Origin of the sequence: Kutzneria sp. NPDC052558 (genome assembly GCF_044547355.1) — a bacterium.
Taxonomy (GTDB): Bacteria; Actinomycetota; Actinomycetes; order Mycobacteriales; family Pseudonocardiaceae; genus Kutzneria.
In genome coordinates this window covers 37,661-60,731 of record NZ_JBIUAG010000049.1, presented here as the reverse complement: position 1 = coordinate 60,731, position 23,071 = coordinate 37,661, and the positions used below count along the sequence as shown (strand labels likewise).

Genomic DNA, 23,071 nt, shown 5'->3' with positions numbered 1-23,071 from the left:
TCCGTTGTCACGCCCGAGCACCTGGCCTGGCTCGCCCGACGCCTCACCGCCCGAGACCGGTGGCTGGCCAGGATGCTGCGCGAGCACCGCGTGCTCACCAGCCGCCAGATCGTGCAGATGGCCTTCACGGGAGTGCGGGCGGCCAACCGCCGGCTGCGCGAGCTGTTCGCGTGGCGGGTGATCGACCGGTTCCAGCCGTTCGTGACCGTCGGCTCCGCCCCGATGCACTACGTCCTGGACATCGCCGGCGCTCATCTCCTCGCGCACGAAGACGGCCTCGACCCCCAAGAACGCGCCTACCGGCACGAGGTCTCGATCGGCATCGCCCACTCGCTGCGGCTGGCCCACACCGTCGCCGTCAACGGCCACCTCGCCACCCTGATCGCCCACGCCCGCACCACCGACCACACCCGCCTGACCGCCTGGTGGTCGGAAACCCGCTGCCGCAAGCACGTCGGCGACCTCGCCCGCCCCGACGCCTACGCCCGCTGGCGCGTCCGCGACACCGAGCTCGAGTTCTTCCTCGAGTTCGACTTCGGCACCGAAAACCTCCGCATCCTGACCAGCAAACTCGCCGACTACGAGAAACTCGCCCTCTCCACCGCGATCACCACCCCGCTGCTGATCCGCTTCACCAGCCCCGCAAGGGAAGCCACCGCCCGCCGCGCCCTGACCGACGCCCTCGACCAACTCGACCATCCCGACCTCGTGCCCATTGCCACCGGCACCACTGCCTCGCCAGTCGTCCCGGCCTGGCTGCCAATCAACGGCACCGACACCACACGCCTGCAGCTGATCGACCTCGCACGGAACTGGCCGGCGCTCGCTCCTGCCGATGCCCCGACTACAAGTGCACAACTCGCTCCGCCGAGCCCGATGCCGCCCGCATCTTCTCCGGCGCCGAGAGGGTGATCCGCATGTCCGGCAACGCCAGGATCGCCCTTGTCGTGGCGGTCTCGCTAGGGCTGCCCGCCGTGCTTATCACCGCCGCGGGCGGTATCACCGCCATGACCGTCGGCTCCGGCAGTACCGGCTGCGCCTCGATCGTGGGGACGGCCGGCGGGCTTTCCGGCTACCGACCGGACCAGATGGCCAACGCGGCGACCATCGTCGCGGTCGGCAAGCAGTTCGCGGTCCCGCCGCAGGGCTGGGTGGTGGCCATCGCCGCGGCCCTACAGGAATCCGGTTTGATGAACCTCGACCATGGCGACCGGGACAGCCTCGGCCTGTTCCAGCAACGCCCGTCCCAGGGCTGGGGAACCCCTGCGCAGATCATGATCCCCACCTACGCCGCCACCCAGTTCTACCGACATCTGCTCGCCGTACCACGCTGGCAGCAGATGAGCGTCAACGACGCGGCACAAGCCGTTGAGCAATCAGGATTTCCTGGTGCTTACGCCCAACACGAGCAGGCCGCGCGGGAGATCGTCGCCGCCGTCGCGGGGGCCGTCTGCACCGGCATCACCGTCGGCACCGGGGATTGTGACCATGTCCAGGCACCCAATTCCACAGCTCTGGCTGCGATCAACTACGCCTGTCGGCAGCGGGGACTGCCCTACGTCTGGGGCGGCAACGGATTGCGGGACGGGGGATTCGACTGTTCCGGTCTCACCAAAGCCGCCTACGCCGCCGCCGGCATTGCGCTGCCCCGCACGGCTCAAACGCAATACGACGCCGGTCCCCACGTCCCAGCGGGACAACCTCTGCTCCCGGGCGATCTGGTCTTCTTCGGCACTCCGCCCGACGTCCACCACGTCGGGCTCTACATCGGCGGCGACCTCATGATCGACGCACCCGACTTCGGTCAACGTGTGAAATCTGAACCGTACCGGGAGTCGGATTACCTGGGAGCAACCCGGCCTGCTCGGGATGGATCGCGTCACGATCGCTAGATCGGCCGAGCGGCTTGGTCGTCGCGGGAAACGTTGCCGCGACGCTGCGCCCGAGCGCGCCGACGGCCGGTTAATCAAGGACAATCTGTGAAAGGAGGTGAAGGTTGGCAGGACCACCATGAACAGCGCCATCAGTGATGGGAGAGCGGCGTGACTAGTAGGCTGTCGTCGGGATTTCTCATGCGAAGTCGGGAGTCTAGCCCCGCGCTGGTTTCAAGAAGCGCCTCTAGCCACCGCCCTCGCGACCAGATACCCATCGACCGTCGCATGCAAGAACTCGTAGGTGCGCTGGATCCGTTCGGTGCCGAGCTCGGTGCTTCGAGGGTGCGGATGAAGAAGACTGGGCCAACAGCTCGGGCACGAAGGTCAGGGTCTGATGTGACAACGGCAGCGCGGCACGGTAGAACAGCATGCGAAGCCTTCGGTGGCAGGGTCTGCTCTTGGTCGACAGCCCTCCTACTGGAGGTTTCATCCGTTGTCGCGCCGACACGCCGATGCCCCTCAGTTCCTGATCTGCATCCCTTGCCTCCCAAGACATCCAGACCAGGATGAAAAAGGTTCACTGCAAGAACGGAGGCGGGCGTGTCCATCACCGGAACAGCCCGCGTCCGCGGGGACGACTGCGTAAGGTCCGCCAACTGGGCGCGCGTCATCGGAACAGCCCCGCGTCCGCGGGGACGACCTCAACACCTCTGGCCTCGGCCACAACGTCGCCGGAACAGCCCCGCGTCCGCGGGGACGACATGCCGAAGGACTTCGCGACCGGGCCGACGTAGGGAACAGCCCCTCGTCCGCAGGGACGACGGCGAAGGCCCCCCGGAAGAACGCCGGGGGCCGGAACGGCCCCGCGTCCGCGGGGACGACGCAACCGATGCACCCCAGGTCGTTGGGCGCCAGGAACAGCCCCGCGTCCGCGGGGACGACCCGGACGCCAGGCTGGCCCTGCTGTACCGCCGCGGAACAGCCCCGCGTCCGCGGGGACGACTGGTGTTGCATCCGTGCCGCCAGGTCCCGGTACGGAACAGCCCCGCGTCCGCGGGGACGACCCGGCAGGGTCGGTGCCCTATACGGCCTTGGGCGGAACAGCCCCGCGTCCGCGGGGACGACTACGACACCGCCGGCGAGCACATCGGCCGGATCGGAACAGCCCCGCGTCCGCGGGGACGACGGCTCGGCCGAATCAGCGCACCGCCACCGCCGGCGATGGGAGGAACAGCCCCGCGCCCGCGGGGACGACAGGTCCCGGGACTGCACGGCCTGCGGCTGCGGCGGAACAGCCCCGCGTCCGCGGGGACGACTTGTCGCCGCACCGACGCCCACGCCGTCACGCGGATGCCGACCAAGGTCCGGAACAGCCCCGCGTCCGCGGGGACGACGCGTGCGTGGCGCAACGGGCCTCAGCACGGGCCGGAACAGCCCCGCGTCCGCGGGGACGACGCGTGCGTGGCGCAACGGGCCTCAGCACGGGCCGGAACAGCCCCGCGTCCGCGGGGACGACGGTGTGCTCAGCGTCCAGACCACCGACGGGTGCGGAACAGCCCCGCGTCCGCGGGGACGACACCGACTTTACTCCGGCGGGAACCGACCATGACGGAACAGCCCCGCGTCCGCGGGGACGACTTGCCGACCGCCGTTGGGTCCTGGCTGGTCGAGCGGAACAGCCCCGCGTCCGCGGGGACGACCCACTCCGCCGTCCCCGGGCGCGTTCGCGCGTAGGAACAGCCCCGCGTCCGCGGGGACGACATCCTCTGTCTGCGTAGAAACGAGCGAAACGAAGGAACAGCCCCGCGTCCGCGGGGACGACACACCACCACCTTCGGCAAGACCGCCCACACCGGAACAGCCCCGCGTCCGCGGGGACGACTGCCCAAAACCTTGACGCGACCGCGCTCCACAGCGGAACAGCCCCGCGTCCGCGGGGACGACGGCCGAGAACCTCGACCGGCACGAACACGAGGTGGGAACAGCCCCGCGTCCGCGGGGACGACGCCCGGTGGTCATCCCTGCGTGCGTGCTCTCCCGGAACAGCCCCGCGTCCGCGGGGACGACGATGTGCAGCTCGAAACACAGCTCGGCGATGGAGGAACAGCCCCGCGTCCGCGGGGACGACGACGACCAGGTCTACCGCGACCGGGGACCCATCGGAACAGCCCCGCGTCCGCGGGGACGACAAGTGGTGCAATGCGTTGAAGTACGCCTGCCCCGGAACAGCCCCGCGTCCGCGGGGACGACACTTGTTGACCTGCGGCTTTGCTGTTGAAGGTTGGGATTTTCATTCACTTTTCTGTGCGGTAGGCCTTATCGTCGGCCGAACCGACGACGCTTCGAGGCGTTGCTCCAGCCGGTCTTGCGGGGGCGCACGTCGTCGTCGGTGTCGGTGTCGGGTGCTGAGCGATCGGGCCGGAGCATGAGCGTGATCCCGTCCACGTCTGTCGGGATCCAGTCGTGCTCGTGGACGGCGAAGGCCAGTCCCTGTTCGTTGCTGGCCGCGTAGACCATGATGGCCCGGCCGGAGCGGGCCATATCGACGACGCGCTCCCACATGAGGTCGCGGACCCTTGCCGGGATTTTGCCGACGAATACTCCCGGGGAGATCTCCAGCAGCCAGCGGGTCAGATGCCCGCGCAGTCCGGTCGGGCAGGCGGCCACGACGATGACGGTCATTGCGCGTCGTCTCCGTAGGCGGTGCCGCCGGTGACGGCGCGGCCGTTGTCGTCCCAGAGCATGACGACGCCGGCCTCGTCGAACGCCTCGGGGCCGTATTCGGTGGCCTCGTCCTGGTCGGACAACAGGGTTTTGATGTCCTGGACGCAGGTGTGCAGGAAGGCGCCGTCGCGCATGGCGTCACGCACCGCGCGGCGGGTCTCGCCGGGGATGTCGGCCACCTCTCGGCTGGCGATGTCGAAGGCGATTGGGATGGAGATCTGGGTCTTGTACAGGTCGGCGATGTCGTAGACGAAAGACCGGACGTGTCCGGTGTGGACGAATCCCGGTCCTGGGGAGCACCCCAGCGCGACGACGACGGCGTGCACCACGCCGTACAGGCTGGTGTGCGCGGCGGAGAGCGCCTGGTTGACGGCGTCGCTGCTGTCGAAGTCGATTGGGTCGTACTCGCGGCGGGTCCACTCCACGCCTGTGCGTTGCGCGTGCTGGCGGTAGATCCGGCGCACGCGCGCCCCTTCACGGCCCCGGAGTTGTTGCATCGACAGGGCGGTGGTGTCCTCGTCGGGAAAGCGCATCGCGTACATCGCGCGGGCGACCTTCAGCCGTGACGACTGGTTGGACACGAGCTTGGCCTGGGCGATCAGCAGCCGGGCTGAGTGCGCCAGGGTGCGGCCGTGGGCGTAGTACCGCACGCCGTGCTCGCCGACCCACACGGCGGTGGAGCCGCTCTCGGCGAGCAACACCATCGCCTGCTGGCTGACGGTCGTGCCGGGTCCGAGCAGCAGCGCGCCCAGGGTGGCGGCGGGGATGTGCACGGTGCCGCGGGCGTCGCGAGCGGTGATCGCGTTGGCGTCGCGGAGCACGACGCAGTGCTCCAGGTACAGGAAGGTCATCCGGTCCTGTGCCCGGACCAGGTGTGAGATCGGCACCGGCGCGGCGCCGGGGATGTCGTTCACCGCGCTGGCGCGAGGGTGAGCAGTCCGCAGCCGTACCCCTTGGCTGGGCCGATACCGCCGGTCAGGGAACGACGTAGCGCGTCGAGGTCGGCGATCTGCAGCTGTCCTTCGAAAACGGCGGTGCTAATGGTGACGGTCTGGTTCTGGCGCGGGAATTTCCAGATCCGCCGGCCCCGGATCGCGACGTCGGGTTCGCCGCCCGTAGTGGGTGTGATGGTGAAGCCGTTGCGTTCGGTGCGGTCCAGCAGCCACTTGGTCTGCTGGGCGACGGTGGTGTGACCCAGGCGTTGGGTGTCGGTCGCGGTGTCGTTCTTGCGGGCGCTGCGCACGGGGTTCGCGGTCAGGCGGAACGCCCAACGGTCGCCAACACGGAGCCGATCCAGCAGCGGTGTGTACTCGCGGGTGTCCCAGCCGTGAGTGGTTGGCCAGCCCACGGATTCCACCAGGTGGGTCAGGTCCGGCGGTTGGGGACTGACCAAATAGAGAGTGGTCTGGTGTGGATGGGTGTCCAGCCGCCACAGCACGCGTCCGTCCTCGCCGGGCTTGGCGTGGCCGGGTGGGAAGGCTGCGCAGACGGCGCCGTGCAGCTTGTGCGGGGAGGCGAGCAGGTCGCGGGCGGCGCGGCGGGCGGTGTTGACGTCGAAACGGCTCAGGAACATCAGTCGTCGTCTCCGAAGGCGGCCCACGGGTCGTGAAGGCCGTTGCCGCGGTCAGGGGAAACCGGCGCGGGGGCGCGGTATTCAGGGTTGGGGACGTCCAGCCGGTCACGGAGGACCGATCGCCAGGTGTGCTCGCGCCGGCGGGGGTCGAAGCTGAGCGGCACGTCACGGACGAGGTCGTCGGTGGTCGTGGCCGGCTCGACGTCGAAGACGGCGTCGAGCCGGGTGGTGGGCGTGGTGCAGGACTTCATCACCCATGGCGAGGCGTGCCAGGGCTCGGTGCCGAGCACCTCCTCGATCGTGCCGTCACGCAGGCCGTGTTCGACCTTGCCTGCGGGCGGGCAGGACCGGCGGCCAAGGAACAGCGGGAACTGCGGGCGGCGCACGGCATCACGTAGCCCTTCCAGCACCGACTGCTCGCCCTCGACGGCGACCAGGAACACCGCGTCGGCCAGGTACATCCGGTAGGACAACGGCAGCGCGGTGCCGCCGTCGAGGCTGAGCGCGGTCTGGAAATCCCGTTCGATTCGGCCCGGCTGCTCGACGCGCACACCGATCCGCAGATCGACCAGGTCCTCGATCGGATCGGTGCGGCGGCGGCCCTGCGCCGCGGCGAGCAGCCCGATCACCCCGCTCTTGCTGGGCGTGCGGTCGGTGGAGCGCCGCACGAACCTGCTGCTGGTGCCCCAGGACTGCAGCGGGGCGGCGAGCCGCAGCAACAACGCCGTCATGCCGGCGTGGCCAATCGCTGCGCCACCAACTCGCCCAGCGCCTGCACGCCGGCGTCGAAGCTGACCCGCTGACCGAGTTCGGTCAACGGCTTTGCGCGGTCGCCGACGCCGACGGCCCAGCCGGCGACCGGGGTCTCGTCGAACGCGGCGTGCAGTTCCTGCCCGTGCTGGGCCAGCCGTCGGATCGCGGTGGCCAGCCGGCCGCTGGTGTCGCGGTCGTCGACGGCGTCCTCGAACGCGCCGACGAGGTTGATCGGCTGCGAGTCGCGGACCATGATCAGCACGGCGTCGGGCAGAGTCCGGTTGGCGAAGGTGTTCTGCTTGCCAGTGGGCATGCTGCGCACAAACGCGCGGACAAAGGCCTCGACCGCGCGGCGGGTCGCGATCGCGTCGCCGAGGTTGCCTTGGAGCTGGTTCACGTCGATGGTGGCGTAGCGGTAGAGCGTGGAGGAGTTGAACTCGACGGTGCCGATCATGCCGGCCCCGGCGTCCTCAGCGGGGTCGGCGTTCTTGTGGTCGTCGACCGCGGTGTAGTAGTCGGACTCGTTGGCCACGGCGTGCACGCTGATCGCGTGGGCGACCTGGGCGGCGGCCTCGACGTTGAGATCGGTGACCTCGGCGACCATGCGCCCGAACAACGACACGTCCACCGAGTGCGCGCGGTCGGCGCGTGCTTTGGCGTCCTTCTTGTCGATGGCGACTTTGCCGTCGCCGGCCTTCTCGGCTGCCCGCACGGCGAGCTCGGCCAGGCCGATGACCTGACGGCGGCTGAGGAACACCAGGTAGCCGGCCTCGGCCGGGGCGTCCTGCTTGCGGGCCGGCTTGGTGGCGATGCCCGCCGCAGCCAGCACCTCGGCGGCCAGCTCCAGCGCCCGGTCGGCCAGCGTGGGGGACTGGGCGGTGATCTCCTCGCCGATCAGCTCGACCACGCGTTTGGTGCGCACGCCCAGATCCTGCTTGTCCAGCAGCTCGTCGAACGCGAGGCGGGTGGCGCGTTTCCAGGCCTGGCTGGACACCCGCGCGCGGGTCCGCCCGCCGTAGACGGCGGTCTTGGGGCTGCCGGTGTCGTCGCGGTTCAAATTGGACGGCGGGACGGTCTGGATGACGTGGATGTCGACGAACGTGCGTGACACGGGGTGCTTCCTCCGGCGGTTCAGGCTTGTGCGGATGCGGTCGGGGCTTTTTTCGGTGTGGCGCGGTAGAAGTCGCGTCCCCAGCGCAGTCGGACCTTCGAGGGACCGAGGGGGTCGCTCTGCCAGCGGATGAGTTCGTCGGTCAGCTGCGCGTAGTCCAAGCAGATGTGCTGGGCGCGCAGTAGCTGGACCAGACCGCGCAACTGCACGGCCAGCGCGTGGACGTCGTCGACACCGCCGAGCGCCTGGAACCGGCGCTGCACGGGGTGGATCTTCTCCTCGGGCAGCCCGTCGGGCAGCAGCTGCCGTAGCGCCTTGCCCATCCCGGGCCCGAGTTGGTGCATGCGTTCGGACTGCGACTGCTGGTGGGTGGCGTAGAGGGTCAACGCGATGTGGGCGGCGGTCTCCTGCGCCGTCGGCTCGTCCGATGCCCGGTCCTCGCTGCGGGGCGTGAACTCGGCTGCGGTGGTGTGCTCGAAGATGTCGGTGATCTCGCCCGGGCGTTTGCCGGCGGCGCGGCGCAAGCGGGCCAGCCCCGCGACCTGCGCGCCCCGGTTGGCCAGCGCTCCTTCCTGCAGAACGCGGATTCGGCTGTGCACCACGAACGCGGCCGCCGACAGCGACGGCTTCGTAGTAGGTGCGGCGTCCTCGGGCACAGCTTGTCCTTTCGTCGTCATGAGGCCGCTCCTTACTCGGGCGCCGGTGGGAAGGCCAGCGGCAGACAGCGGCGCAGCGTGCCGCGGAACCAGGCGTCCGCGTGGGAGGTGCTGACCTTGCGGCCGCCGGCGACGCGGCCGATCCAGGCGGTCGGCGACGCCTGGTCGATGAGTTGGTCGCCGAGTTCGCGCACGGCGTTGTAGGCGGTGTGGTGCCACTCGGCCTTGCGCTCGGTGGGGTCGTCGCCCGCGCCGAGCGTGCTGATCCAGGTGCGGAACAGGTCATCCAACCGGGCGTAGGCGAGTTCGGTGGCGCGGCTGGTCGGCCCGTCGACCTCCCGGCGGCCGGCGGCGGTGGCGATGTTGCCGGCGAGGTTCCCGACGGCGCGGGCGGCGAGCTCGGCGGCCTGCACGCACTGCACGGCCGCGTCGACCAGGCCGGCGCTGTCCGCGCCGAGCAGCAGGGTGTGGATGTCGAGGGCGTCGTCGATGATGTCGTCGGTGGTGGCGCTCTGGCTGCCGTAGGTCATGCCCACCGTGCGAAGCCGGATCCGATGATCGGGGTCGATGGCGGTCAGCGTGAGGCGCGCGATCCATTCCAGCATCAGCGGCGAGACCGCGGCTGCGGCGTTGCCGTCCTGCGGCTTTTCCGCTCCTGGCAGCATCGACTGCAGGCCGCGCCAGATCGCCCGGTCCGGATCATGCCCGCGCGGCATGTACACCAGCGGCATGCCGAGTTTCTTCTCCTGCGGCTTGCTGCGCCGCCACGCGGTGTGCGGCTCCAGATCGTGCATGTTCTGTGGGGTGAGTCTGTCCCCGTTGCAGATCAACACGCCGGTGACGTGATCGCCGTCGCGGACCAGCCGGATCCTGCGGCTCTGCCAGGTGTAGAGGTCCCGCGGCCCGGCGGGTGTGCGCGGAGATTCACCCGGGCCGAGGTGGTCGCGTTCCCAGGCCGCGCCGTCCTCGGCCCAGCGGGAGCGGTTGCCGCCGTCGTAGGCGATCAGGTTGAGCAGCAACGTCTCCCGCAACGTCGCGCCCTCTGCGAGGACGCCGCCGAGCAGGCCGCTCCAGCCGACGCCGATCGGATAGCCCTTGCCGCCCTTGACTCGGGTGTCGCCTACGGCGCCGGATTTGATACCCGACGGGTCGAACGCCTGGCAGTGCACCAGCCAGCGCGCCGCCTCGGGGATGTCCAACGAATCGATTGGCCCCAGGCGGGTGGTGAAGTACGGGTGGCCGTTGGGCACGTCGGCGATGAGCTTGTTCAGCTCCGACACCTCACCCTTGGCGGTCCGCAAATCGGCCACCTGGAAGAAGGGGGTCACGGGGTCGAACAGGTCGAACCGAGTTCGCCGCTTGTTGAGGTAGCGCTCGATTGCCTTGACCGGCAAGGTTTCTTTGCCCCACAGGTCTTTCCACTGATCGAGGTCTCGTGGGCCTTCGACGGCTCCGTGCACGATCGCCAGCAGCAGACGAGTGATCGCGAACGACTGTGTGGGCACTTCGCCGCCGAGGCCCTGCACCTCGTGCGCGCGCCGGAAAGTGTCCATGATGGACATGTCTTCGGGGGTGCCGCCGTGGTGGCGCACGGTGATCCACGGCTGGTCGATCAGGTTGTAGGACAACACTATCCTCGCTCGTGCAGCAGACCGCGGCGCGGGTCATAGGTCAGGGTGAAGCAGGCTGTTCCGTGGTGGATCAGGGCGCTGCGGTCCTCGTCGAAGACCAGGACCAGCTGCCCGGCCAACTGCGGGGACTGCTGGAAACTGGTGAACTGGTTGACCTCCAACGCGCTGATGACGTCGGCTACGACCGCGCGGTGGCACAGCGCGTACGGCAACCGCAACGCGCAGGACGCGATGACCCTGGCCTGCTCGGCCGGCATAGCGAGATCGACCGGAATCGGGACGCCGCCATCGGGGATCCAGTCCGGTGTCCGCAGGCCGTCCGTGCCATCGCGCTGGACGACCAGCACCTCCAACGACTCCTCGCCGTCGCGCACCCGGGCCATGCCCTTGTGGTCGTCGTCGACGTCCCCGATGCCGCCGCGGAGCCAGTCGACCAGGCTCTCGGTGTCCTTGCCGACCTTGGCGAGCAGGAAACTCTGGGCGTTCGCGATCCGGTCGCGGGTCGCGTTGTCCGCCGCCTCGCGGGCCTGTGTCATCGCGGCCTGCCAGGTCGGCGGGCCGAGGACCTCGTCGCCGTAGACCTGGCTCACCAGAGTGGGAATGTCATTGGGCAGCGCGACCGCGGCGCCGTCAGCGGGCAGCACCGCGGCCGTGCGCAGCAGCAGGTGCTCCTCGTACACCCGCCGCGAGCCCGGCACCGCCCGCACGGGGGCGTCGTTCCACTCCTGCACGCCGACCACCGCGCAAACCGGCTCCTGCAGGAGGACAGGGCGTTCGCGGTCGTGGCGGTGCAGCCGGCCCAGCCGCTGCAACAGCAGGTCGATGGGCGCGAGGTCGGTGACCATCAAGTCGAAGTCGACGTCCAAGGACTGCTCGACCACCTGCGAGGCCACCACGATGTGCAAGGGAGGCCGCTCCCGGGCTGGCCCCGGCGGGCCGAAGCAGCGCAGCAGGTCCAGATCGCGCGCGGCCCGGTCGCAGGCCAGGAACTGCGCGTGCGCCACCGTGACCGCGTCCGCGCCGAACTCGGCCTCCAACCGCGCGGCGGCCTCCTGCACACGGCCGACGGTGTTGCGCACCACCACCGCGCACCCGCCGCCGGCCAACCGCGCGCGCAGCCAGGTGACGAGCGTGTCGAGGTCGTCGTCCACGCGCTTTAGCGCCACCGGGGTCGGCTCGTCGATCGTGGCGATCGGCTGCGGCCTGATGCCGCCGGTGCCGGACACCACCGGATATCCGACCACGTCTGGAGTCTCGGACTGTTGATCGGCGCCGCTGGCGTAGGCGTCGAGCAGAGCGGCCCGGCGCGACGGCGGCAACGTCGCCGACAGCAGCACCACCGGCACGCCGTAGGCGCCCAGCCAGTGCAGCACCCGGTCCAGATATTGCGACATGTACACGTCGTAGGCATGAGCCTCGTCGATGATCACGACCTTGCCCGCGAGCGCGAGATGACGCAGCGCAAGATGCCGGCTTTTCAAGCCGGCGAACAAGACCTGGTCGATCGTGCCGACCACGAAGGAGGCCAGTGCGCCCTTCTTCCGCCCGAACAGCCACTCGTGCGCGACCAAGCTGTTGGTGTCGCAGCCGTCGACGATGTCGACACCGACCGAGCGGCCGGCGCGAACAAGCCCTTGGAAGTCGTCGTTGAGCGAGGCCTTGCCGTGCGCCAAGTACACCGAGGTCGCTCCGGCCGGCAGCCCGGGAAGGCGCTTGAGCCAGGGCAGGATCCGACCGAACATCGCGTCCGTCGTCGCCTGCGTCGGCAACGCCACAAAGCACCCGTCCGCGCCCGAGACGGCCGCCAGTTGCTCGGCGGCCAGCAACGCCGCCTCGGTCTTGCCCGCGCCCATCGGCGCCTCGACGACCACCAGGCCAGCGACCTCTTGCGCTCGCGCGGCCGCGACCGCGGCGACCTGCACGGGCCGGGCGCTCGCGTCCTGCGGGACGTCGAACCGGTCGCGGAACACCTGGTCGAGGTCGTCATGGAGCTGCTCGGGCACCCAACGGGACGGCAGGCCCAGCCGTGCCCAGGCACGCGCCAGACGCGCGGCGGTGACCTTCTCGTCCGGCACGGGCAGAGGCTGCTCGATGGTGGAGATCGGCAGCAGCGGGAACAGCTCGGTGTTGGAGGCGATCCAGTCGGCCAGGATCACGATCGCCGACAGCAGGGCCTGGCTCGGCCTGCTCAGCGCAACCCCGGCGAACCGCGCCAGCACCGCTTTCCCGCCCACCACCTCCGTCGCCTGCCCCAGCAGCATCTCTCGTGCGACGTCCCACTCGCCGGCGCCGATCAGCTCGATCCGGCCTCGCACGGCCGCCAGATCCATGGGCGCCGGCGGCACCCCGTGATGCCCGCCGACCACGACCGCCCACTGTTGGGCCCGTTCCTGCGTGAACCCGAGCTCCCGCACCAACCACGTGGCCACGACATCGTGGCCGACCAACGCGTGCGGCGCCGACCGTCGAGCCGGGTCGTGCCGCAACAACGGCGACGTCCGCAAACCGTTGCTACGCATCAAATCCGCCAACACCGGCACCTGCACGCTGAACGCGGGACTCGCTTTGGCAACGTCATGGGTGGCTGCCAGCCAGCACGCCGCAGCCCGCACGTCCTCCTCACCACCAGGGAAATCGCGCGCGAGGCGCCGGATCACCTGCGGGGACACCCAGGTGTCGACCAACAGGCCGGCGACGCCGCCTGCGTCAGCGAGGTGCTGGTGCAGCGGCAACCAGTGTGTGACCGCGCCGTGGTCGTCGGTGGTCGACTTCGCCCACGCCGACAACCACGCCGTCGTCGCGGTCCTCACGCACGCCTCCATCGGTTGAGTCGGGTCTGCTGCTCGGAGAGGTAAGCGCGTCGAGGCCCCCGCTCGTTAGCGATTGATCAGCAGATCACTCGATGGGGTTCGATCGTCTGATCGAACCCCATCGAGTGGCAAAGTGCGCTAGCTCAGGTGGTCAACGCGCGCAGCGTGGCGACCATTTTCGGCGCGGTCAACCCGACCGTGACGACGCTGGTCGCCACGGCGTGGAACACGCCGAGTGGCCGCCCGAGCGTCGGAGCGATGGTCGCCCATGCCGCCAGTCCGGTGCTGATGCCAGCGAGCAGGCTCACCGATCCCGCCACGACGCCGATCGTCGTGCTGTGCGCCAGCGACCTTCGCCGTGAGGTCGCTGAGCTGGCTCGTTGTTGGGCCATCTAAACTCAACCTGCTTTCTCGTTCATTGCCTGTCCGGGAAGCGAAGACGGCGGCCCTCGGTGCATGCCGGGGGCCGCCGCTGTTTGGCGACGACGTTGCCGTCCGAAGTTGATCTTGCCAGGTCCTATCGTGCTGTGCAAGCTGGTCGACGATCACTGCGACGACTTTGGCCGGCGTGTGAGGGCGGAAAGTGTCGCTGGGGCGGAGCAGCTTGTGCCCGTGATGCTGAGGGGCGTCACGAACCTACGAACTTACGCCCGAGTAGCCACGTCGTATGTCAGCAGGCGCATGGACGCTTGCGGCTTCCCGGTGCGTGGCCATGTTTGCGAAAGGCCATGCACCGGGAGCCTCGCCCGTGGGCAGCGACGACGTGCTGCTACTGACAGAGCGATGTGGGGAGAAGCACCCCGCGTGCGCGGGGACAACAACAGATCCCTCTTGGTCGAGCACTGTGACGAGGGAACACCCCTGCCTGCGCGGGGACGACAACTTGGGCGGGCACATCGTATAGGTGCTCGCCGGAACAGCCCCGCCTGCTCGGGGACAACGCGTTGACCGCGTTCTCGTGGTCCTGCTGCTGCGGAACAGCCTAGCCTGCGCGGGGACGACGGCTCGGGCGCGATTGGCAGTCGACGCCGTGGAGGAACAGCCCAGCCTGCGCGGGGACGACAAGCAGACCACGACGCCCATCTGGATGCGCGGCGGAACAGCCCCGCCTGCGCGGGGACGACGTTTTCCCGCACGGGTGGAAGATCCTCGCGATCGGAACAGCCCCGCCTGCGCGGGGACGACAACACCATGACCATCCGCGTGGCCACCAAGGCCGGAACAGCCCCGCCTGCGCGGGGACGACGGTAGCGTGGGCCGCTGCCGTCGAAACCTCGCCGGAACAGCCCGCCTGCGCGGGGACGACGCAGTTGGCTTCACGCTGGACGATGGTCGGGCAGGAACAGCCCCGCCTGCGCGGGGACGACTTCGCGGTCTGTAGCGTGAGCGCCATAACACCCGGAACAGCCCCGCCTGCGCGGGGACGACGCAGCAGCGAAGGTCTGCACGGTCCGAATGGCCGGAACAGCCCCGCCTGCGCGGGGACGACCACCGGTGAGAAGGAGGTGGCCAGCGCCCCGTCGGAACAGCCCCGCCTGCGCGGGGACGACGATCCCCCAACGGCAACCGGCCGTCAATCGTCCGGAACAGCCCCGCCTGCGCGGGGACGACTGGGCTATCTGCGCTGGGGTGAGGGTCTGTCCCGGAACAGCCCCGCCTGCGCGGGGACGACACTTGCTGGCCTGCAGGTTCGCACGTGGCGGGGCGGGTTTTCAATCGGTTTCGTCGAAGCTGTCGGTGGTGGCTGGGGACTATGGGGGCAGCGGTGGGCGCGGTCCCAGCCGGCGGACCCATTCGTTCGCGTCCGAGCGGGTCGAGCCACACCAGCGGGTTGGGCAGGTAGGCGTGCGGGTTCGGGCCGCCGTCGAACCCAAGCGGGTCGGCGGTGGTCGGGCCGGTGGCCAGCGGCAGGCCCCACAAGCTGGTGGCTTGCCGCCACGCGAGCGCGCCGTCGGGGGAGACCAGCTCGGTCGGGGTGCCCACGACGTCGGTGACGATGGCGTAGAAGCGGCTGTCGATCCACTCCTGCGACGCCAGCTCGACCTGGGTCAGCGGGATGTGGCTGCCGGGCTGGTCTGCTCGGCAGATTCGTGCCGTCCCAGGTGAAGTCGACGCGTTCGGCCACGGTATCGTCCGCGGCCAGGCGTAGCTTGGCCATGCGGCGGCCCAGCGCGTCGTACACATACCGCCACACGACCCCGTCCGGCCTGGTGACGGCGACGAGCCGGTCGTCGATGTCCCAGCTATAACGCCACATCCGGTGCCGGCTGGACAACGTTCGGGTCTGTCAGCTGGTCGTCCGGCCGTGCGGGTCGAGGTCGAACTGGTGGACGCCGGCGAGCTGGTCGACGATGTTGGTCACGGTGCCGTCGGCCCGGTAGGTGTACGTGCGGCGGTGCACCAGCGGCTGCCGCTGTCCTGGGTCGGGCGCGGTTGGTGTCCCAGGTCTGGGTCAGCGCGACCGGCCCGAACTGGCGGCGGCTCTCCCGGCCGGTGAGGTCGTGCTCGAAGGTCAGCGTGTGACCGGCGGCGTGCAGCACGATCGGGTTGCCGGCCGGGTCGTACTCCCAGCTGGACACGGCGCCGCTCGGGGTCACGCGCCGGGTGCGCCGGCCGAGCGGGTCCTAACTCGATTGCAGGGAGCGGCCGTTGACCGTCTCGGCGACGACCCGCCCGGCTGCGTCGCGGGCGAGCACGAGGTCGGTGTCGGGTTGGTGGCGCGGACCAGGCGGCCGGCCTCGTCGTAGCCGAAGGTCGTCGTCTGCCCTCACCGACGCGGTGCACGACCCGGCCAACTGGTCGTAGCTGCTGCGGATGGTCTGCCCGAGGCTGTTGGTGCGGCCAAGCACCTGGCCGGCGGCGTCGAGTTCGTAGCGCAGGGCGCTGCCGTTGTAGTCGATCTCGCCGATGAGGTTGTCCGCGCGGTCACCGCGACGATCAGCCCGGACTCGTCGCACCCGTGCTGGGTGCCATTGGGCTCGCCATGGTCGGCCGGTCTCTGCGGAGACAGTGCGGAGGTATCTGGATTTCGGGTCGGAGAGGCCCGTGTGCTCACGCGGCATGTGCGCGCAGCCGATCGCGGCGCCGTAAATCGAGTCGGATAGGGCGTGCGTGTTCGCTCCTCAGCGGCCAGCAACCCGACCTCCTGGATTGATCAGCGACGGCCCGCTGGTCAAGAGTCCGCGTGCAGTCATGCCGGATGGAGTCGTATTGGTTCGCCAAGTGTCGTTCCCACAGGTCACATCGCATTCGCCGTGTCGGCATGTTCGCCGTGGTGGAGTGACCACGGGACAAACGGGTTGCGATCGCAACACCGGTCGAGAACGTCCGTGGGGGTAGGGACGTGGAACTCGCCCCAACCCCCCACGGACGCCCGTTCAGCTGATCTGCTGGTTCAATGCCAGGACCTGAGCCGGGGCCAGGGCGTACGACCACGCCTGGACGTTGCTGAGCTTGCCGGAGAAGAAACCGGTGTTGGTGGCGTTGGCGAGTCCTCGGCCGATGGCGAGCGCGCCGCCGGCGGCGAAGGGAGTGGTGTTGTGGGCGGTGCCTACGACAGAGCCGTTGACGAACAGGGTCAGGGTTCCGGTTGTGGCGTTGTAGGTGCCGACCAGGTGAGTCCAGGTGTTGGTGGCCGGGGCGAACTGGGAGACGGCCTTGATCTGCGTCGCGCCGGCTGTGTCGGCCGCAGCCATGCTGAAGGCCCACCGTTGGGTGGTGGCGTCGTACTTGAGCGTGAACGCGGAGTTCTGGCTGCCGTCCTGGCTGGCGATGACGGAGTCGTTGGTGGTGCTGGAGAGGTTGGCCCAGGCGGAGACGCTGTAGCTGCCGGTGGTGGTCAGCAGAGGCCCGGCGGTTGCGACGTACCCGGTGGAGCCGTCGAGTTGGAGTGTGTTGCCGCGGGTCGGATCGTTTGCCCATGAGGTCGATCCGTGCAGTGTGCCTTCGCCTTGCCCGATGTTTCCGTCCTGCGTGAACCATGGGGTGAGGGTCTGGTCGGCGCTGTCGACGGCCTTGGTTGCGGAGGTCTCGGGCCTGCTCGTGCCGTCATCCAGGAGCCACGTGTTGTGAGGCCCGAGGTATTTCGAGGTCAGGGCGGCGTAACCGGTGGCGAACAGGTTGACGTGGTCGGACATTGACGCGTTCGGGTCCAGCACTGTGTGGTTGGTCGCCGGGTCGGCCTTGCCCACCACCAGATCGGAGTTCAGGTAGTAGTAGCTCGGGGCGGTCAGGCCGAGGATGGTGCCACCGCTGAGTTCTTGGTTCACCACTTGGCGCTGCGCCTCCACGGAATCGGAACAGGCGTCGTTGGACGATCCGCCCCGTCCGGCGTAGTTCGTGCAAGGAGTGAGCCCGACGGCGATCACGGTGATGTTGGCGTCGTAGAGATACCTCACGAGTTGCGCCTGGGCCTTGTTGACCTCATCGGCGGTCTTGCCGTTGAGGACGTCCTGGAGCCCTTCGTACAGCACGACGGTGGTGACGCCTGGTTGGGCAAGGAGGTCTCGGTCGACTCTGGAGAGCGCGGAGGGGCCGCCGACCCTGCCGTCGGCTGAAGGCTGGGCGTAGTCGGCGGTCACCTCGTTGGACTCGATGCCGGCGCTGACTGTGCCGTAGGGCGCGGGCGTGGTCGGTTCGGCGGCGGACAGGACGGCCGCGAGGTCGCTTTCGAGGTAGGGGTGGGTGTTCGGCGCGTCGATCAGGCCGTCACCGAGGACCACGGTGGTGCCGACGTGGTTGGTTGTGACGTCCAGTCCGGTGAGCAGGTTGGTGAAGGCGCCGTTCGGTCCGGTGAACAAGGCGCCGCTCGGGGTTCCGGATTGGTCCACGGTTCCAGGGGGTGTCGTGTACTCCCAGGCGTCGTTGGACCAGGTGTGCTCGACGAGGTAGGGCACCGAGCCCGACAGGCTGAAGGAGACGAGCACGTACTGGTTGGGGCTGACCGAGAATGTGAGTGGATCGCTGTAGGCCATGCCTCCGGCTGGGATCGTGAGTGACCGCGATGTGTTGAACGTTAACGGCTTCATGTCGGCCGCGGTTGTGGAGGATCGGGTGCTGCCGGTCGAGCTCGAGGCGATTGTCGTGTTCGTGATGGTCAACGGGTTCGTGCCCAGGGAGTTGTCGAGCTTGATCCGCACGGTGTTGCCCGCCAGGGAGGGCTTGAGGGCGATGCGGAACGTCTGGTTGGTGAAGTTGGCCCCCTGCTGGGTGTACTGGCCCTCGTTGGGGCTCGCCCACGCCCCGGTCCACGAGATGTTGGTGTCGATCGAGGTGGTGTTGCGGGTGGCCATCGCGAAGATGTGCAGGCCCTGCCCGAAGACCTGGTTGCTGACGTCCGGCAGGGTCACGCTCGTGATCTGCCGGCCTGCCTCGCTGGCCGGCAGTGCAACAGCGAAAGCGTAGATCTTGGGGCTGTTCGTGGTGTTCTGGCCTGAGCGGGTGTTCTCGTGTGGCAACTTGACCGCGGCAAGTGTGTCGGGGCCGGTGATCCAGTCCGGCACTATCAGCGAATAGGCAGTGTCGCGTGAGCTTGACCCGTTCGTCGTGGTGATGACGCCGTTGGCCGGACACGTGCCTTGCGGGTCAACGCCCGTGAAGCAGTAGGAGCCGGCAACCTTCATGTCCGATGTCACGGCCGGTGCTGACCGTGTGCCGTTGGGCGTGAATTGCACGTCGCCAGCGGTCATCTTCGCGTTTGTCGCGGTGGCCAGGAACACCAACGAGGTCGTGCCGTGAGCGGGCACCGGGCTGGAGTAGGTGATCGTCTGGTTGGCGGCGAGCAGGTTGTCCGGTTTGCCTGTGCCGAACTGCGGCAGGGTGAACGTGGCGCCGTCGACGGTGACTTTGCCCCCTGGTTGCCAGCCGGCGGCCTGGAGGTCCTCGGCGGAGATGCTGTTGGTGCCGTCGGCGTTACCCAGGTTGGGGGCGGAGTTGGAGCTGATCGCGATGTTGTTCGACGGATTGGCGGCGAGGCACTGGTCGAACGTGCCGCACGACACGTTCGGGTTGCCAGCGGCCAGGAACTCATACGACTGCGACTCGGAGACGTTGCCGGCGGCGTCGGCCGCGTACGCGTACAGGTAGTGCGTGCCCGGCGCCATCGGGGTGACCGAGATGTTCGCGGTCGCGTGGATCGAGGCGACCTCGGACGGCACGAGCGCCCTGGCGTAGGTCTGCACGTCGCTGACGGAGCCGTTGAGGTAGTCACTGGTGCCGGTGGCGGTCTTGGCTGCGCCGATGGTGAACGGGCCGGCGCCGGACCACGCGGTGAAGTTGCTGGTCCTGCCAACCTGTTGCCCGTCAACGTAGAGCGTCATCGAGTGGTCGTCGGCGTTGAAGACGCCGACGAGGTTGGTCCATGTGCTGAGTGCGGGTGGGGTGGTGCTTTGTGCGGCGGGGAAGCTGGTGGGGTTGGTGGAGTCGTTGCTGGGGCTGATGAAGGCCCATGCGTTGAGGTTTTTGTTGTATTGGAGGTAGAAGCTGGCGGCGTTGGTGCCGCCTTGGCTGGCGATCGTGTAGTAGCTGGAGGTGCTGTTGAGCTTGACCCATGCCGACACCGAATACGACCCAGCGGTGTTCAGCGCTGGCCCCGTGGCCGAGCCGTAGCCGGTTGATCCATCCAGCCCGAGGACCTTGCCGTGGACCGGGTCGGTGCCCCAGCTTGTCCCGCCGGTCAACGTCACCGGGTGCGCGGCCGTCGTGTCCGCGACGGCGTTGCCGTTCCCTTCAGTGAATTTCCAGCGATCGGCGGGGCTGGCCGACGCCCCACCGCTGAAGGCCGACACGACGTTGCCGGACTGGGGGGCTGTGGTGTCGATGGTCTTGTCCAGGGAGTACACCAGCTTGGTCGCCGTCGAGCTCGGGGTGCTCAGGGTGAACTGACCGGAGTCGCTGGCCTTGCCGCCGCCGGCGAAGGTCGTCTGGATGTAGGCGATCGAGGTCACGTCGGACTGCTTGAGCGCGTAGTTGTACACCTGGACGTCGCTGATGGAGCCGTTGAGGTAGTTACTGGTGCCGGTGGCGGTCTTGGCGGCGCCGAAGGCGAAGGGGCCGGTGGAGTTCCATGGTGTGGGGTTGTTGGCCTTGCCGACTTGTTGGCCGTTGACGTACAGGGTCATGGAGTTCTTGTCGTCGGTGTTGAAGACGCCGACGAGGTTGGTCCATGTGTTGAGTGCGGGTGGGGTGGTGCTTTGCGCGGCGGGGAAGCTGGTGGGGTTGGTGGAGTCGTTGTTGGGGCTGATGAAGGCCCATGCGTTGAGGTTTTTGTTGTATTGGAGGTAGAAGCTGGCGGCGTTGGTGCCGCCTTGGCTGGCGATCGTGTAGAAGTCGTTGGTGCTGTTCAGCCTGACCCACACCGACACCGAATACGACCCTGCCGTGTTCACCACCGCAGTGTTGGTCGACGCGTAGCCGCTGACGTTGTCCAACGACAGCGTCGTGCCGCGCGTGGGGTCTGCGGCCCACGTCGCGCCACCGCTCAATGTCGCGCCGTGCGGCCCGGTCGACGCGGCCGCCGCGCCATGGCCGTCGTGGAGACTCCACCGATCGACCGGTGCGGCGCCGGCGACGCCGCCGGCCTGTGTCACCAGGAATTTGCCGTCAGCGGAGGAAATCGTCGGGGCCGTTGGTGCGACCGGCTCGGCGATGAAGTGGCAGGTCGGCGACCAACCGCTGGTCGCCTCGCCGTCGGTCACCTGTGCGCGCCAGTCGACGACCTGTCCGTTCGACAGTCCGGACAGGAACGATCCCGGTAGGGAGAACTGCGCGTTGGTGCCCGATCCGACGCCGTCGGCACCAGGGCTGGGATCTCCAGGAGTGGCGCCGTCCAGCCAGTACTGGTAGAAGACCTGGAGCGGATTCCCATCCCTGTCGGATGCCAGCACGTTGAGTGTGGGCGTGTTCTGGGGCAGGGAGCGGCCCAGGTAGGAATACGGACTGCTGGTGGCGCACGGGATCGTCGTCGACCCGGCCGCGAGGTACATGCTGGACGGGTTCGGCGTGTCGGGCGGGTTGTTGTACTGGATCTCCAGGACCGCGTCCTTGTAGAACCGGCTGAAGCCGAGCTTGTTGCGACCCGGCTCGTAGCTGTCCTCCTGCAGCGACACCGTCAGTTGACCGTCGTGCGCCGCGGTGCTCGCCCGAATCCGGCCTGTGGCGTCAAACGCGGCCGTCACGCTGCGGGCGCCGTTGGGGTTGCAGTCCGGGTTGTAGGCGGCGCCTGTGGTGGCCGACGAGATGCGACCGTAGTCGGGGATACGGGAGTTCCAGCTCGTGAGCGAGCTGATGCCGCCGGTCCAGTGCATGTCCACGGTGTACTGGGCCTGAGGGTTGCAGTCCGCGGAGTAGTACTTGTTCGCGTAGACCGTGGCCTTGTTGATGATCGATCCCCACGTGACATCGGGTAGACGCCACTGGTAGTAGGCCCGTTCGATGCCGATGCAGCCCTTCCAGCCGTTGTAGCCGACGCCCAGTGCGCCTGAGTCGCCGGCTTCCGGATCTGTGGAGTCGAACAGGGGGACGCCGTTGCAGGGGGAGCCGGCCTTGGTCTCTTCGAAGTCGGGGGCGGTGACGGGGGCGATGCTCCAGTTGAACGTGGGGTCGATGTAGACCGGGAACGCCGTCGACTTGGCGTTGAGCAATCTGCGGTCAGGCTCCAGCTTTAGGCTGGACGACGACGCCGTGGCCTTGACCACGCTGACGTGCGCGCCGACGCCGGTCTTGTCCGAGTCGGCCGCGCTGCCCGCCTTGGGGCTTGCCGTCGCGGTGGGTTTCGGCGAGTCCCACATGAGCGGCGCTGACGCGGTCAGCGTTGCCGCGCCGTCGTCGCTGACTATCTGTATCCCGCCCGCCGTTGTGGTGATGTGTCCGCCGGCCAGGGTGGTGGGCAGCTGAAGCTGGTCAAGAGCGGGATTTCGGGCGGCGTCGGAATTGGTGACCACCAGGACGTCGGTGAAGCCGCCGGTCGTGGTAGCTGTGACTTGAAGGTCGACTCCAGGGAAAACGCCGGCGTAGGTGGCGGTCGGCCCCGTGACGGCTGGCGCGGGCAGTGGACTCGGCCACTTCACGGTGTAGGTGGTCGAGCCCGACGTCGTGGTGGCCAGCGGGCTGTCGCCACCGCCTGACAGGAGCAGGCTGCCGTAGGCCGTCGCGGCAGGGGCCCACCCGCCCTGGGCGGTCTGGTGGAGCGTGGTGTCGATCGGCACCCACTTGCCCTGCTGCCGGGTCCGCTGGGGCTCGGTCGTCTCGGTCAGCTTGAGGGAGCCGTCCGGCTGCGCTGTCACCTGTTGGGTCTCGGTGGTCAGACTGTCCACCGGAACCGGCTTGTGGCTGGAACGCGCCTGACTGACTTCGGACCGTGTGTCGCTCTTAGCCGGGGAGGATGTGGTGGTGGGCGTGGAGTTCGGCGACGCGGGCTTGCCCGGCGAGGGGGTCGGCGCCGGCTTCCCGGTTGAGCCGACCACGTCCGGGGACGACGAATGTGGTTGCGGCGCCGAGACCGCGCTGGGCGGGCTGACAGTGCCTGCGACCAGAATGCCTGCTGTAGCAAGTGCGGCGCCGACGCTTAGGCGCGTGGATCTGCCACCGAACATGGCGACGTACCCTCCCCCTGCGGCTGGCCCCCGGGTCAGCCGTTCGAAGCCGCTCCCGGCTCGTCCGAGGCGACAGTCGAACGCTAAGGTCCGCACCTGGTTGCACGCAGCGACTGTTCGGGCGCTAGCTGCTGCCCCGAATTGCTCCACGCGGCGCAGTCGGTTGCGTCGATCGGCCGTTTTCATGCCGGCAAAAGCGATCAATCTTCCAAATAAGACTTTGCCTAACGTGGTGTGTGGCGGCGGACAAACCTGGTTCACTGCGCCTGCGAGGCGCGGGCCTGGGGTGAGCTGTTCGCGCCTTCGCCGACAGGTGCTCGTGAGTGTCCACAAAGGATGGTGAGATCGC

12 protein-coding genes, 4 pseudogenes and 2 CRISPR repeat arrays are annotated in these 23,071 nt (G+C 68.7%); of the genes and pseudogenes, 2 read left to right on the top strand and 14 right to left on the bottom strand.

Annotation, left to right across the window (positions count from 1 at the left end; genetic code table 11):
• The coding region (locus tag ACIG5F_RS45885) for a replication-relaxation family protein (protein WP_396526567.1) at positions 1-912 on the top strand (912 nt) is incomplete at its 5' end.
• Between the two features lie 5 nt (positions 913-917).
• Positions 918-1,892, top strand: a complete 975-nt coding sequence (locus ACIG5F_RS45880) for a C40 family peptidase (protein WP_396526566.1) — start codon at positions 918-920, stop codon at positions 1,890-1,892.
• 593 nt (positions 1,893-2,485) lie between these two features.
• A CRISPR array of direct repeats spans positions 2,486-4,124; the repeat unit is 28 nt; unit sequence GGAACAGCCCCGCGTCCGCGGGGACGAC.
• 66 nt (positions 4,125-4,190) lie between these two features.
• Here the strand turns inward: ACIG5F_RS45880 and cas2e are convergent.
• The 14 genes and pseudogenes from cas2e to ACIG5F_RS45810 form a co-directional block, all read right to left on the bottom strand.
• Complete coding sequence (cas2e, locus tag ACIG5F_RS45875) at positions 4,191-4,556, bottom strand: type I-E CRISPR-associated endoribonuclease Cas2e (protein WP_396526565.1); 366 nt, start codon at positions 4,554-4,556, stop codon at positions 4,191-4,193.
• Complete coding sequence (gene cas1e, locus ACIG5F_RS45870; RefSeq protein ID WP_396526564.1) at positions 4,553-5,512, bottom strand: type I-E CRISPR-associated endonuclease Cas1e; 960 nt, start codon at positions 5,510-5,512, stop codon at positions 4,553-4,555. The genes cas2e and cas1e overlap by 4 nt, the downstream gene beginning before the upstream one ends.
• Positions 5,509-6,171 carry a type I-E CRISPR-associated protein Cas6/Cse3/CasE gene (cas6e, locus tag ACIG5F_RS45865; RefSeq protein WP_396526563.1) on the bottom strand — a complete coding sequence of 221 codons (663 nt, stop codon included), beginning with the start codon at positions 6,169-6,171 and terminating at the stop codon, positions 5,509-5,511. The genes cas1e and cas6e overlap by 4 nt, the downstream gene beginning before the upstream one ends.
• Positions 6,171-6,902, bottom strand: a complete 732-nt coding sequence (gene cas5e, locus ACIG5F_RS45860) for a type I-E CRISPR-associated protein Cas5/CasD (RefSeq protein WP_396526562.1) — start codon at positions 6,900-6,902, stop codon at positions 6,171-6,173. Before cas5e ends, cas6e begins: the two co-directional genes overlap by 1 nt.
• The gene (gene cas7e, locus ACIG5F_RS45855) at positions 6,899-8,035 is read right to left on the bottom strand and encodes a type I-E CRISPR-associated protein Cas7/Cse4/CasC (RefSeq protein ID WP_396526561.1); all 1,137 of its coding nucleotides are present in this window, start codon (positions 8,033-8,035) and stop codon (positions 6,899-6,901) included. The genes cas5e and cas7e overlap by 4 nt, the downstream gene beginning before the upstream one ends.
• Before the next feature lie 20 nt (positions 8,036-8,055).
• Positions 8,056-8,712 (bottom strand): type I-E CRISPR-associated protein Cse2/CasB, encoded by a 657-nt coding sequence (gene casB / locus ACIG5F_RS45850; protein WP_396526560.1) that lies wholly within the window; start codon positions 8,710-8,712, stop codon positions 8,056-8,058.
• Between the two features lie 11 nt (positions 8,713-8,723).
• Positions 8,724-10,319, bottom strand: coding sequence for a type I-E CRISPR-associated protein Cse1/CasA (gene casA, locus ACIG5F_RS45845; RefSeq protein ID WP_396526559.1), 1,596 nt, complete (start codon positions 10,317-10,319; stop codon positions 8,724-8,726).
• 2 nt (positions 10,320-10,321) lie between these two features.
• Complete coding sequence (cas3, locus tag ACIG5F_RS45840) at positions 10,322-13,132, bottom strand: CRISPR-associated helicase Cas3' (RefSeq protein ID WP_396526558.1); 2,811 nt, start codon at positions 13,130-13,132, stop codon at positions 10,322-10,324.
• Positions 13,133-13,275: 143 nt separating this feature from the next.
• Positions 13,276-13,452: a hypothetical protein gene (locus ACIG5F_RS45835; protein WP_396526557.1), complete on the bottom strand. Its 177-nt coding sequence runs from the start codon at positions 13,450-13,452 to the stop codon at positions 13,276-13,278.
• Between the two features lie 471 nt (positions 13,453-13,923).
• Positions 13,924-14,804: direct repeats of the CRISPR family, unit length 28 nt; unit sequence GGAACAGCCCCGCCTGCGCGGGGACGAC.
• 483 nt (positions 14,805-15,287) lie between these two features.
• Positions 15,288-15,389: pseudogene (locus tag ACIG5F_RS45830) on the bottom strand (RHS repeat domain-containing protein); the annotation flags it as partial.
• Between the two features lie 277 nt (positions 15,390-15,666).
• Positions 15,667-15,744: pseudogene (locus ACIG5F_RS45825) on the bottom strand (hypothetical protein); the annotation flags it as partial.
• Positions 15,726-15,872, bottom strand: a pseudogene (locus ACIG5F_RS45820) (hypothetical protein); the annotation flags it as partial. The pseudogenes ACIG5F_RS45820 and ACIG5F_RS45825, both read right to left, overlap by 19 nt.
• 148 nt (positions 15,873-16,020) lie before the next feature.
• Positions 16,021-16,194, bottom strand: a pseudogene (locus tag ACIG5F_RS45815) (hypothetical protein); the annotation flags it as partial.
• Positions 16,195-16,509: 315 nt separating this feature from the next.
• Positions 16,510-22,983, bottom strand: a complete 6,474-nt coding sequence (locus tag ACIG5F_RS45810; protein ID WP_396526556.1) for a LamG-like jellyroll fold domain-containing protein — start codon at positions 22,981-22,983, stop codon at positions 16,510-16,512.
• Positions 22,984-23,071 lie beyond the last annotated feature (88 nt).

Bases quoted from the DNA above. Each gene is read 5' to 3' on its own strand.
- cas5e (WP_396526562.1), bottom strand. From the start codon at position 6,902: ATGACGGCGTTGTTGCTGCGGCTCGCCGCCCCGCTGCAGTCCTGGGGC.
- cas2e (WP_396526565.1), bottom strand. From the start codon at position 4,556: ATGACCGTCATCGTCGTGGCCGCCTGCCCGACCGGACTGCGCGGGCAT.
- cas6e (WP_396526563.1), bottom strand. From the start codon at position 6,171: ATGTTCCTGAGCCGTTTCGACGTCAACACCGCCCGCCGCGCCGCCCGC.
- casB (WP_396526560.1), bottom strand. From the start codon at position 8,712: ATGACGACGAAAGGACAAGCTGTGCCCGAGGACGCCGCACCTACTACG.
- ACIG5F_RS45880 (WP_396526566.1), top strand. From the start codon at position 918: ATGTCCGGCAACGCCAGGATCGCCCTTGTCGTGGCGGTCTCGCTAGGG.